This window comes from Thermus sp., assembly GCF_037444525.1.
GTDB lineage: Bacteria > Deinococcota > Deinococci > Deinococcales > Thermaceae > Thermus.
The window spans coordinates 1-10,847 of the sequence record NZ_JBBIMD010000071.1 but is presented as its reverse complement, the minus strand read 5'-3'; the positions used below and the strand labels follow the sequence as shown (position 1 = coordinate 10,847).

The following is a 10,847-nucleotide window of genomic DNA, read 5'->3' as shown; positions in this document are numbered from 1 at the left end:
CGGGGGATTTTGATTTTGCGGGAGTAGCTCAGTTGGTAGAGCACGACCTTGCCAAGGTCGGGGTCGCGGGTTCAAGTCCCGTCTCCCGCTCCACCATGGCCCCCCAGGCTTAAACCTGGGGGGCTTTCGCTTATGTGCACCCGATTGCCCTTTTGGGCGGGCTAGGGTGTATCCTGGAGCCCAAGGGGGAAAGATGCGACTTTTAGACACCCACGGGAGGTTGATCAAGGACGTCCGCATCTCCGTGACGCCCCGGTGCAACCTTCACTGCCTTTACTGCCACCCCATGGGCTTGGAGGTGGCCGAGCCCCCAGGCACCCTTACCGTGGGGGACGTGGACCACTTCCTCGAGGCCGCTTCCCTGCTCGGCCTCTCCGCGGTCCGCTTCACCGGGGGGGAGCCCTTGGTGCGCAAGGAGCTTCCCCAGATGATTGAGCGGGCCCGGAACAAGGAGGGCATAGAGGACGTGGCCATCACCACCAACGGCCTCCTCTTCGCCCGGAGGGCCAAGGAGTTGGTCCAGGCGGGGCTCAACCGGGTGAACATCTCCCTGGACGCCATCACGCCCGAGGTCTTCACCCGCATCACCCGGGGCGGGAAGGTGGAGCGGGTCCTCGAGGCGGTGGAGACCGCTTTGGAGTTCGGCCTCCATCCGGTGAAGATGAACGCTGTGGTCATCCGGGGGATGAACGAGGAGGAGGTGGTGCCCTTAGCCCGGCTCTCCCTGGACCGGCCCCTGCACATGCGCTTCATTGAGTACATGCACCTGGACAACTCCGATCCCGAGGAGTACCGCCGCCGTTTCGTGCCCGGGAAGGAGACCCGGGCGCGGATAGAGGCGGTCTTCGGCCCCCTGGAACCTGTGCCCCACGACCCCTCTTCCCCTGCCCGGGTCTTCCGCATCCCCGGGGCGAAGGGCACGGTGGGCTTCATCAACCCGGTGACGGAGCCTTTTTGCTCTCACTGTTCTAGGCTCCGCCTCACCTCGGACAAGAAGCTCAGGCCCTGCCTCCTCACCGATTTGGAGATGGACATCGCCTGGGCCTTCGCCGCGGAGAAGCCGGTGGAGGCCTTGGTGGACGCCATTCTCATGGCCACCCAGCGCAAGCCCGCCTTTGGCAACACCCTCCCCACCCTGCGCAAGCGGGTCATGCTGGGGATCGGCGGGTAGCGAGGAGGGTGGCCAGGACCACCAGCAGGGCCCCCAGGGCCCCGCTGGCCCCCAGCCGCTCCCCCAGGAGGAGGAAGGCGAAAAAGGTGGCCCAGACGGGTTCTAGGGTGTAGAGCACCGCGGCCTGAGGCGCGGGCACGTGGCGTTGGCCCCAGGTCTGGAGCCAGGTGGTGAGGGCGGTGGCCGCCACCCCTAGGTAAAGGACGGCGCCCCAGGGTATTCCTTGAAGGGCTGGTCTTTCCCACACCACCCAGAGGAGGCCCAAAAGGGTGGTGCCCAGAACCTGGACCGCGGTGAGGGGAAGGCTGGGGAAGGTCTTGGCGTAGACCTCGAGGCGGATGATGTAAAGCGCGTAGTTGAGGGCGGTGAGAAGGGTCCAGAGGTCCCCCACGTTCATGGGGGGCTGCTTGGGGTCGTAGGAGAGAAGGCCCACCCCTAGGAAGGCCACGAGGGCGGAAAGCCACACGGGTAGGCCCAGCCTCCGCCCCGCTAGTCCCAGAAAAAGAGGCACCAGCACCACGTTCAGCGCGGTGATGAAGGCGCTCCGGCTGGCGGAGGTGTAGAGAAGGCCCACGGCTTGGGAGGCGTAGCCCAGAAGGAGCCAGAAGGAAAGCTCAAGCCCCGCCCCCCACGCCCCCTTGGGAAGGCGGAGGGCGAAGGGGAGGAAGAAGAGGCTTGCCATGAGGAAGCGCAGGAAGACGAGGAGGCTTGGGGCCATCTCCGCCACCGCCCCCTTTACCACCACGAAGGTGGTCCCCCAGAGGAGGGTGACGACGCTTAGGGCAAGGAGGCCCAAGGCGTAGCGGCGCATGGCCTAAAGTGTATAGCATGACGCCGGCCCTCGAGGAAGCCCGGGAAGCGCTAAGGGCGCGCCTTATCCAGCACCTGTCCCATCCCGATTCCGATTACCAGGCCCTCCTCCAGGACTACCCCAAGCGCGGGGGCAAGATGCTCCGGGGCCTCCTCACCCTCTACGCCGGCCTGGCCCATGGGGCCCCCCTAGAGGCCGCCCTGGAGGCTGGGGTGGCCCTGGAGCTCTTCCAGAACTGGGTCCTCATCCACGACGATATAGAGGACGGCTCCCTGGAGCGCCGGGGCCGGCCGACCCTGCACCGCCTCCACCCCATGCCCCTGGCCCTGAATGCGGGGGATGCCCTGCACGCGGAGATGTGGGGGCTGCTCGTGGGGGGATTGGGGCGGGGGCTTTGGGGGTGGGAGGTTCTGGAGGAGTTCTACACCCTGGTGCGGCGCACCGCCTACGGCCAGCACCTGGACCTGAGCTGGACCCTGGCGGGCCGCTTTGACCTCACCCCCATGGACTACCTCTTCATGGTGGGGGAGAAGGCCGCCTACTACACCGCGGTGGCCCCCTTGCGCCTGGGGGCCTTCCTGGCGGGCAAGGTGCCTTCCCCGGCCTACGAGGCGGGGGGGCTGAAGCTCGGGGCCGCTTTCCAGATCGTGGACGACCTCCTGAACCTGAAGGCCACCGAGGCCTACGGTAAGGAGGAGGCGGGGGACCTCTACGAGGGGAAGAGGACCCTGGTCCTCCTGGCCTACCTGGAGGAGGCCCCCCCGGCGGAGCGGGCCCGGGCCCTGGCCCTCCTCTGCCTGCCAAGGGAGGCCAAGCCCCAAGAGGAGGTGGCCTGGCTAAAGGAGCGCCTCCTGGCCTCCCCCGCCTTCGCCCGGGCGGAGGCCACGGCGAGGCGCCTTTTGGAGGAGGGGCTCGCTCTCCTAAGGCCTCCCCTCGAGGCCCTTTCCTCCGAGCCCGCCCAGGTCCTCCTGGGCCTCCTCCACGCCTTGGTGGAACGGAAGGCATAATGGGGCCATGCAGGGCGTCCGCTTTAGGGTGATCAGCGCCAACGACCCCGACATCCTCCAGGAGCGCCTGAACCGCTTCGTGGAGGAGCTTCCTGAGGACGTGGTCCTGGTGGAGGTCCGCTTTAGTGTAAGCGGGGGGGCCTCCCCCGTCTTTGCCGTCCTCATCCAGTACAAGGAAGTGGAGCGGTGGGAGGGGTAGAGGCTTTCCTCTTTTTCCTTGCCCTCAAGGGGGAGGCCAGGCGGGAAGAGGTGCGGGCCCGTTTCCCCGAGCTGGTCCCCTTCCTGAAGGACTTGGGGGAGGAGTTGGAGATCCAGGGGGAGGCCTTCCGCCTTCTTAGGCCCTTGCGCCTTTCCTGGTTTGCCCCCCTTTTCCAGCGCCACGCCCGCCGGGAAGACCCCCTTTGGCCCTTGGCCCTAGAGCGGCTCATTGAGGCCGCCCACGCCTCCGCCGAGGTGGGGGAGGCGTGGGTGGAGGGGGAGGGGCTCCTTCGGGTGGCCCGGGCCTTCCAGCGGGGGAGCGAGGCCCTCCTCCGGGGGGAGGCCGGGGCGGCCCTTAGGGCCTACGGGGAGGGGCTTGGCCTCTTGGAAAAGGCGGGCCTCCCCTTCCCCAGCGCTACCCTGGCCCTTCTCGCCCTGGCCCAGGAGGCCTTCCGGCCGGGGGGAAAGGGCCGCAGGACGGCGGCGAAGGCCCTGGAGCGGAACCCCACCCCCTGGGCCCGGGCCCTGGCCGAGGGGGTGCTTAAGGGTAACCTGGACCCCACCCTTCCGCCCCAGGGGTCCTAAAATGGGCGGGATGCAGGGGCGCCTCAAGGAGGTCCACTTGGCCCGGCCCAGGGGGTTTTGCGCCGGGGTGGTCATGGCCATCCGCACCGTGGAGGAGGCCCTGGAGCGCTACGGGGGAGAGGGGGCCTTGGCGGTCTACCACGAGATCGTCCACAACAAGACGGTGGTGGAGCGGCTTAAGTCCAAGGGGGTGCGGTTCGTGGAGGACCTTGCGGAGCTCCCGGAGCCGGGGGAAGGGGTGGCCCCCTACCTGGTCCTCTCCGCCCACGGCCACCCCCCGGAGGTGCGAAAAGAAGCGGCCCGCAGGGGCCTCACCCTCCTGGATGCCACCTGTCCCCTGGTGACCAAGGTCCACACCGAGGCCCGCCGCTATGCGGCGGAGGGGTACTGGATCCTCCTCATCGGGGACTCCGCGGACCACCAGGAGGTGAGGGGCACCTACGGGGAGGCCCCGGAAAGGACCATCCTGGTGGCCGTCCACACCCACGTGGGCCGGGACCCCCGCCTGGCGGACCCCCACACGGTGGAGGTGCCTGACCCCGAGCGGGTGGTGGTCCTCACCCAGACCACCTTGAGCGTGGACGACACCCTGAAGACCATAGAGATCCTCAAGGCCCGCTTCCCCAAGCTGGTGGTGCCCGCCCGCAAGGACCTCTGCTACGCCACCCAAAACCGGCAGGACGCGGTGAAGCGCATCGCCCCCAAGGTGCAGGCCTTCCTGGTTCTCACAAGCCCCCACTCCTCCAACGGGATGCGGCTTTTTGAGCTGGCCCAGCGCCTCACGGGGCGGGCTTACCGCTTGGAGAGCGTGCGGGAGCTTAGGGAGGAGTGGCTTTCCGGGGTGGAGCGGCTTGGGGTGACCTCCGCCGCCAGCACCCCTGAGGACCTGGTGCAGGAGCTTTTGGCCCACCTCAAGGGGCGGAACCCGGGGCTTAGGGTGATGGAGGAGGGCGAGGAGGAGGGCATCGCCTTCCGCATGCCGCGGCCCATCCCGCCGGAGGAGGTCTTGGGTGGGTGACCACCGCCTCTCCGTGGCCCCCATGGTGGACCGGACGGACCGGCACTTCCGCTACCTGGTCCGCCAGGTGAGCCAGGGGGTGCGCCTCTACACGGAGATGACCGTGGACCAGGCGGTCCTGAAGGGCCCCAGGGAGAGGCTCCTCTTCTTCCGGGAGGAGGAGCACCCCCTCGCCCTGCAGCTTGCGGGCTCGGACCCCACCACCCTGGCCGAGGCCGCCCGCATAGGGGAGGCCTACGGCTACGACGAGATCAACCTCAACCTAGGCTGCCCCTCGGAAAAGGCCCAGGAGACGGGCTTCGGGGCCTGCCTCCTTTCTGACCCCATCCGGGTGGCGGAGATCCTTAGGGCCATGGTGGGGGCGGTGCGGGTGCCGGTTTCGGTGAAGATGCGCCTGGGCCTCGAGGGCGGGGAGACCTACCCGGAGCTGGCTCAAAGGGTGGAGCGCTTCGCCGAGGCGGGGGTGAGGGTCTTCATCGTCCATGCCCGGAGCGCCCTTCTTGGTCTTTCCACCAGGAAGAACCGGGAGATTCCCCCCTTGAGGCACGAATGGGTCCACTGCCTCAAAGGGGACTTCCCCCACCTCACCCTCGTGACCAACGGAGGGGTGCGCACCCTGGAGGAGGCCCTCCTCCACCTGGCCTGGGTGGACGGGGTCATGGTGGGCCGGGCGGTCTACGAGGACCCCATGGTCCTGAAGGAGGCGGACCGGAGGGTGTTTGGCCTTCCCAAAAGGCCCAAGACCCGCCTGGAGGTGGCCCGGGCCATGCGGGCCTACCTGGAGGAGGAGATGGCCCGGGGCACCCCCCCCTGGGCCGTGCTCCGCCACCTCCTCACCCTTTTCCGGGATAGGCCCCGGGGCAGGCTTTGGCGGCGCCTCCTCTCCGAGGGGCGGGACCTGGAAGCCCTGGACCGGGCCCTAGCGCTTCTGGAGGAGGTAGGCGAGGAGGGCGAGGAGGAGAAGGATGGCCCAAAGGGGGATGCGGAAGGGCTGCTTTTCCTGGCCCGTGAGGGGGTCTAGGATGGAGGGGCGCATCTTTAGGCGCTGGGCGGTTTTTAGGTGGCGCACCATGCGGTCCCGGTCCCCCTTCCTGCGGTAGAGGGCCGCCAGGTTCTCGTGGGTGAGGGGAAAGTCAGGGTTGAGCTTAAGGGCCTTCAGGTAAAGGGCCTCCGCCTGGGCCAGCTCCCCCCGCTCCAGGTGGAGGTTGGCCAGGTTCACCAGGGCCCGGTGGTGCTCGGGGTCCAGGACCAGGGCCTTCTGGAAGTGCCCTTCCGCCGCCTCCTTTTCCCCCTTTAAGGCCTTTTCCACCCCCAAGACCACCTCCTTTTCCGCCAGGAAAAGGGGGTCTTCCAGGGCCTCGGGGGCCTCTTCCAGAAGCCTGAGGCCCTCGAGGAGGCGCTCCCTTAGCCCCTCGGGGAAGCCCTCCGCGTAGCGGCGGGCCTCGGGGTAGCGCTTGGAGCGGAGGAGGGTGAGGAAGCGGAGGAGGGCTTCCGCCTCGGCATCCCCTTGCAGGGCGCGGGCCTTGAGCGTGTCCACCATCCCCTCTAGCCTAAGGCCTCCCGGTAGACCTGAAGGTAAGCCCGGGCCGGGCCCTCCCAGGAGAAGTCCTTGGCCATGCCCCTTAGGCCCAGGGCCTCGGGGCCTAGGCGGAAAAGGCGGAGGACGCCGTAGAGAAGGCCCTCGGGGTGGGGAAGGGTGAACTGCACCCCCGTCACCCCGTCCTCCACCGTGTCCTTAAGCCCGCCCACCGCCCGCACCACCGGGGGCGTGCCGTAGCGCTGGGCGATCATCTGCCCAAGGCCACAGGGTTCAAAGCGGCTTGGCATAAGGAAGGCGTCCGCCCCGGCGTAGGCCAGGTGGGCCCGGGCCTCGTCGTAGGCCCCGTGGAAGTGGACCCTTCCGGGGTGGGCCTCCATAGCCTCCTGGAGGGCCCTTTCCAGGGCCTCCTCCCCCACGCCCTGGACGTAGAGGCTGAAGCCGAGCTCCAAAAGCCTCGGTAAGGCCTCCAGGACCAGGTCCAGGCCCTTCTGCCGGTCCAGGCGGCTTATGGCCGCCAGGATGGGGGGCTTTAGGCCGGTGAGGGCCCGGAGGCGGGCCTTGGCCTCCTCCTTGCCCCTGGGGTCTTCGGGGCTATAGGGGGCAGGGAGGTGGGGGTCTTGGGCTGGGTTCCAGACCTCTGTGTCCAGGCCGTTCAGGATGCCCCGGAGCTTGTGGGCGTGCTTGCGCAAGACCCCATCCAGCCCCTCCCCGAAGGCGGGGGTCTGGATCTCCTCCGCGTAGGAGGGGCTCACCGTGGTGACCCTTTGGGCGAAGACGATCCCCCCCTTCATGAGGTTCACCCGGCCGTAGAACTCCAGGGCCTCCATGTGGAAGAGGCTTTTGGGCAGGCCGGTCCAGCGGAAGAAGTCCTCCGGCGCGAGAAGCCCCTGGTGGGCCAGGTTGTGGATGGTGTAGACCACGGGGGTAGGGGTGAGGAGGGGGAGGAGGGCGGCGTGCCAGTCGTGGGCGTGGAGGAGGTGGAAGCCCTCTAGCCTCGAGGCCGCCAGGGCGAAGCGCACGTAGCGCCGCCCGTCCTCCACCCCGTAGACCCCCCCGTGGGCGAAATCGGGGAGGCTCAAAAGGAGGAAGCGCACCCCCCCCTCCACCCGCTCCCCCAAGGGGGCCACCTCCTCCCGCCCCTCAAAGGGGAAGGCCACCTCCCCCACCCTCCTGGCCTCGAGGCCCCGGTGCCAGGGGATGAGGACGGTGGCCTCCACCCCGAGGGGCTTTAGGGCCTTGGGCAGGGCCCCCACCACGTCCCCAAGCCCCCCCACCTTGACCAGGGGGAAGGCCTCCGCGGCCACCAGGAGCACCCTCACCCTTCCCACACCCCTTCCGGCAAAGCCCTTGCCCCCTCCAAATCGTCCAAATACAGGTAAGCCCAGGCCTCCAAGGGGCCCTCCTCCGTCTCCACCCAAACCCTTACCCGCCGGTACTCCCGCCCCTCCTCCTCCAGCTCGTCCAAAAGAGGAAGGACCTCTTCCTGGAGGAAAAGGACCTCCCCGTAGACCCGGCCTCTTCCCTGGACCATGGCCGGGTAAGGGTAGGGCCGTTCCGGCCCTGGGGGGAGTCCGTACAGGTCGTAGCCCTCCACGCGGCCAGGGAGGACCCGCACCAGGTAGGGGGCCACCAGGGCGTGGTTCCCATGGCCCCGCTTCAGCGTGCCGTAGACGAAGACCCGTTCCACACCTCCCCCAGGAAGCGGTAGCCCACGCCCACCACGGTCTCAATGAAGCGGGGCTCGTCGGCGTCGTCCCCCAGTTTCTTCCGGAGGAGGCGGATGTAGACGTCCACCAGCCGTTCTGAGCCCTCGTAGTCTGGCCCCCAGACCCTTTCCAGAAGCTCCTCCCGGGTGTAGACCCGCCCCGGGGCCTGGGCCAGGGTGAAGAGGAGGCGTCTTTCCGTGGGGGAGAGCCTGAGGAGGCGGCCTTCCAGGTAGACCTGCTCCCCTTCCAGGTCCAGCTCCAAGGGCCCGAAGACCCGCCTTCCCCCCTTCCCCGCCCGGCGAAGGAGGGCCTTGATGCGGGCGAGGAGCTCCCTTAAGGAGAAGGGCTTGCCCAGGTAGTCGTCCGCCCCTTCCAAAAGCCCTTCCACCCGGCTATCCTCATCCGCCCGGCCCGTAAGGAGGAGGACGGGGAGGAGGGGGTCTAGGTCTCGCAGGGCCTTCAGGACCTCCAGCCCCTCCATGTCGGGCAGGCCCCGGTCCAGGATCACCAGGTCCGGCCGGAAGCCCTCCAAGGCCCCAAAGGCTTCCCGTCCGGAACGGGCCCACACCGCCTCGAGCCCCTCTTTTTCCAGGAACCGCTTCACCAGTTCACCCACCTGGGCATCGTCTTCCACCAGGAGAATCTTGGCCATAATAGCTTCGCTAACGCCCCAAGAGGATCACCAGACCCGGGTGCTCCCCCTCCGGGAGGGCCAGGAGGCGGGCCACCTCCCCGTCGTAGAAGGTGGCCGCGGGGTGGGCGGCAAGCCCGAGCCCCGAGGCCAGGAGGAGCACCAATGCGCCTGCATACCCCGCCTCTAGGAGAGTATACCGGTACCCCCTTATTCCAAACAAGGCCTCGCTCCGCTCGGGCACCAGGGTGAGGACGAGGAGGGCCGCGGCCCGCTCCACGGGAAGCCCCAAAAGGGCCTCCCGCCAGGCGGCCTGGTCCACCCCCGAGGCCAGCTGGGAGAGCTGGTGCTCCTTGGGGAAGTAGTGGTAGGTCCCGGGGAAGACCCCTTGGACCCTTTGGAGGACCAGGTAGGCCTCCAAGGGGTAGGCCTCGCCGGCGGAGGGAAACCCTCGGCGACCCTCCCGCTCGGAGAGGGGGAGGAGGAGCTGGGAGAGGTCGTTTAGGGTGAGGGAGGCCCCAAGCTCTGGCAGCTCGGGGCGGAAAAGGGCCAGGGTGCGGAAAAGCCCCGGCCCCCCCTCCCCCTTGGGGCCGGGAAGGGCCTGGGTCTCCAGGGGGTTGGCGTAGACCTTGGCCCGGGGCTTGCGCTTCAGGGGGAGTTCGTCCCCCGGGTTTAGGCGGCTTAGCCGGTAGAAGAGCTTGCCGGGGTGCTTCTCCATGGCTAGAAGCGGTAGCCCTTGGGCACCACCACCACGCCCTCCGGGGTCACGGTGAAGCCCCGCGCCCGGTCGGCCTCGAGGTCGTAGCCGATCTCCGTATGGGGGGGGATCTTCACGTTCTTGTCAATGATGGCGTTTTTGATGCGGCAGTAGCGCCCCACCTCCACGTCGTCAAAGAGGACGGAACGCTCCACCAGGCTGTAGGAGTTCACCCGCACCCGGCGGAAAAGGACGGACTCCCGCACCGTCCCCCCGCTCACGATGACCCCCCCGGCGAGGAGGCTATTTAGGGCCCGGCCCACCCTTTCGCCCGCCTCGTGGACGAACTTGGCCGGGGGGCTGAAGAGGTTGGCAGTGCGTAGGGGCCATTCGGGGTTGAAGAGGTCAAACTCGGGAATGACCTTCACCAGGTCCATGCTGGCCTCAAAGTAGGCGTCCAGGGTGCCCACGTCCCGCCAGTAGAGGTTGGGGCCCTCCTGGCCGGGGATGGGGTTGCGGTGGAAGTCGTAGGCGAAGACCCGGTACCCCTCCTTAAGGGCCCTTGGGATCACGTCCTTGCCGAAATCGTGGCTGCTGGCCTCGTCCTTGGCGTCGGCCTCCAGAAGCTCAAAGAGGGCCTCGGTGCGGAAGATGTAGTTGCCCATAGAGGCCAAGGCCTGTTCGGGCTTGCCCGGGATGGGTTTGGGGGTTTTGGGCTTCTCCTGGAACTCCGTGATCCGCCACTCCCCGTCAATCTGAAGCACCCCGAAGCGGCTGGCCTCGGAAAGGGGCACGGGGTAGGCGGCGATGGTGATGTCCGCCCGCTTCTCGTAGTGGTACTCCAGTATGTGGCGGACGTTCATCTTGAAGATGTGGTCCCCCCCGAAGATGGCCACCGCCTCTGGGGCGTGGTTTTGCACCAGGTGAAGGTTCTGGTAGATGGCGTCCGCCGTGCCCCGGTACCACACGGGCCCAAGCTCCTCAAAGCGGTACATCTGGGCCGGCACCAGGAGGATGAAGTGGTCCTCTAGAAAGGCCCCGAAGCGCCAGTAGCGTTGGATGTGTTCCGTGAGGGACTGGGCCTTGTACTGGGTCAGGACGTAGATGGAGTAAATCCCCGAGTTGACGAAGTTATTTAAGACAAAATCTATGATGCGATACTTGGCCCCGAAGGGGACGGCGGGCTTGGCCCGCTTGGCGGTGAGGGGGTAGAGGCGGCTGCCCTGCCCTCCCGCCAGGATCATCCCTAAAACCTCCACCTTGACCATAAATCCCCCTTTGCCCCTGAGTTTACCCCGAGGCTGGCCCGGACCCGGGTATAGTGGGGGCCGATGCGGGTGAAGGACCTTGCTTGGGGCACCCCGGTCGTGTCAAGATTTATGTGTAAGCGTCTGTGTACGGGGGGCATACCTTTCCCGAAGCATCCCTTCCAACACCTCCTGCACCTCGGCAAAACCCTTCAACCTCCGCTCCGCCCACCTCC

At 67.7% G+C, this 10,847-nt stretch carries 13 protein-coding genes and 1 tRNA gene; 7 read left to right on the top strand and 7 right to left on the bottom strand.

Annotation, left to right across the window (positions count from 1 at the left end; all coding sequences use genetic code 11):
• Nucleotides 1–17: 17 nt before the first annotated feature.
• Together WKI94_RS10460 and moaA are read left to right on the top strand one after the other, a co-directional pair.
• Nucleotides 18–93: transfer RNA gene (locus WKI94_RS10460), tRNA-Gly, on the top strand.
• Nucleotides 94–193: 100 nt separating this feature from the next.
• Entirely contained in the window at nt 194–1,171 is a 978-nt protein-coding gene (gene moaA, locus WKI94_RS10455; RefSeq protein ID WP_337845678.1) for a GTP 3',8-cyclase MoaA, read from the top strand.
• On the opposite strand, the gene WKI94_RS10450 is transcribed toward moaA, so the two are convergent.
• Nucleotides 1,149–1,982, bottom strand: coding sequence for a DMT family transporter (locus tag WKI94_RS10450; RefSeq protein ID WP_337845677.1), 834 nt, complete (start codon nt 1,980–1,982; stop codon nt 1,149–1,151). The genes moaA and WKI94_RS10450 overlap by 23 nt on opposite strands.
• A 17-nt stretch (nt 1,983–1,999) precedes the next feature.
• On the opposite strand from WKI94_RS10450, the gene WKI94_RS10445 reads away from it, so the two are divergent.
• Genes WKI94_RS10445 through dusA form a run of 5 tightly spaced genes read left to right on the top strand, consistent with a single transcriptional unit; the run spans nt 2,000 to nt 5,811 of the window.
• Nucleotides 2,000–2,989 carry a polyprenyl synthetase family protein gene (locus WKI94_RS10445; protein ID WP_337845676.1) on the top strand — a complete coding sequence of 330 codons (990 nt, stop codon included), beginning with the start codon at nt 2,000–2,002 and terminating at the stop codon, nt 2,987–2,989.
• Between the two features lie 7 nt (nt 2,990–2,996).
• A complete protein-coding gene (locus WKI94_RS10440; protein ID WP_337845675.1) occupies nt 2,997–3,188 on the top strand; it encodes a hypothetical protein in 192 nt (63 codons plus the stop codon).
• Entirely contained in the window at nt 3,176–3,772 is a 597-nt protein-coding gene (locus WKI94_RS10435) for a hypothetical protein (protein ID WP_337845674.1), read from the top strand. Before WKI94_RS10440 ends, WKI94_RS10435 begins: the two co-directional genes overlap by 13 nt.
• Before the next feature lies 1 nt (nt 3,773).
• A complete protein-coding gene (ispH, locus tag WKI94_RS10430) occupies nt 3,774–4,790 on the top strand; it encodes a 4-hydroxy-3-methylbut-2-enyl diphosphate reductase (RefSeq protein WP_337845673.1) in 1,017 nt (338 codons plus the stop codon).
• Nucleotides 4,783–5,811: a tRNA dihydrouridine(20/20a) synthase DusA gene (dusA, locus tag WKI94_RS10425; RefSeq protein ID WP_337845672.1), complete on the top strand. Its 1,029-nt coding sequence runs from the start codon at nt 4,783–4,785 to the stop codon at nt 5,809–5,811. Before ispH ends, dusA begins: the two co-directional genes overlap by 8 nt.
• Here dusA and WKI94_RS10420 read toward each other — a convergent pair.
• Genes WKI94_RS10420 through glgC form a run of 6 tightly spaced genes read right to left on the bottom strand, consistent with a single transcriptional unit; the run spans nt 5,710 to nt 10,632 of the window.
• Nucleotides 5,710–6,330, bottom strand: a complete 621-nt coding sequence (locus WKI94_RS10420) for a tetratricopeptide repeat protein (RefSeq protein WP_337845671.1) — start codon at nt 6,328–6,330, stop codon at nt 5,710–5,712. The genes dusA and WKI94_RS10420 overlap by 102 nt on opposite strands.
• 5 nt (nt 6,331–6,335) lie before the next feature.
• Entirely contained in the window at nt 6,336–7,658 is a 1,323-nt protein-coding gene (locus tag WKI94_RS10415) for a glycogen synthase (RefSeq protein WP_337845670.1), read from the bottom strand.
• Nucleotides 7,646–8,017: a gamma-glutamylcyclotransferase family protein gene (locus WKI94_RS10410; protein ID WP_337845669.1), complete on the bottom strand. Its 372-nt coding sequence runs from the start codon at nt 8,015–8,017 to the stop codon at nt 7,646–7,648. Before WKI94_RS10410 ends, WKI94_RS10415 begins: the two co-directional genes overlap by 13 nt.
• Entirely contained in the window at nt 7,987–8,688 is a 702-nt protein-coding gene (locus WKI94_RS10405) for a response regulator transcription factor (RefSeq protein WP_337845668.1), read from the bottom strand. The genes WKI94_RS10410 and WKI94_RS10405 overlap by 31 nt, the downstream gene beginning before the upstream one ends.
• A gap of 10 nt (nt 8,689–8,698) precedes the next feature.
• A complete protein-coding gene (locus WKI94_RS10400) occupies nt 8,699–9,385 on the bottom strand; it encodes a SagB/ThcOx family dehydrogenase (protein WP_337845667.1) in 687 nt (228 codons plus the stop codon).
• A gap of 2 nt (nt 9,386–9,387) precedes the next feature.
• The gene (glgC, locus tag WKI94_RS10395) at nt 9,388–10,632 is read right to left on the bottom strand and encodes a glucose-1-phosphate adenylyltransferase (RefSeq protein WP_337845666.1); all 1,245 of its coding nucleotides are present in this window, start codon (nt 10,630–10,632) and stop codon (nt 9,388–9,390) included.
• Nucleotides 10,633–10,847: the final 215 nt, after the last annotated feature.

Bases quoted from the DNA above. Each gene is read 5' to 3' on its own strand.
- glgC (WP_337845666.1), bottom strand. From the start codon at position 10,632: ATGGTCAAGGTGGAGGTTTTAGGGATGATCCTGGCGGGAGGGCAGGGC.
- WKI94_RS10440 (WP_337845675.1), top strand. From the start codon at position 2,997: ATGCAGGGCGTCCGCTTTAGGGTGATCAGCGCCAACGACCCCGACATC.
- WKI94_RS10450 (WP_337845677.1), bottom strand. From the start codon at position 1,982: ATGCGCCGCTACGCCTTGGGCCTCCTTGCCCTAAGCGTCGTCACCCTC.
- WKI94_RS10405 (WP_337845668.1), bottom strand. From the start codon at position 8,688: ATGGCCAAGATTCTCCTGGTGGAAGACGATGCCCAGGTGGGTGAACTG.
- WKI94_RS10420 (WP_337845671.1), bottom strand. From the start codon at position 6,330: ATGGTGGACACGCTCAAGGCCCGCGCCCTGCAAGGGGATGCCGAGGCG.
- ispH (WP_337845673.1), top strand. From the start codon at position 3,774: ATGGGCGGGATGCAGGGGCGCCTCAAGGAGGTCCACTTGGCCCGGCCC.
- moaA (WP_337845678.1), top strand. From the start codon at position 194: ATGCGACTTTTAGACACCCACGGGAGGTTGATCAAGGACGTCCGCATC.
- WKI94_RS10445 (WP_337845676.1), top strand. From the start codon at position 2,000: ATGACGCCGGCCCTCGAGGAAGCCCGGGAAGCGCTAAGGGCGCGCCTT.
- WKI94_RS10400 (WP_337845667.1), bottom strand. From the start codon at position 9,385: ATGGAGAAGCACCCCGGCAAGCTCTTCTACCGGCTAAGCCGCCTAAAC.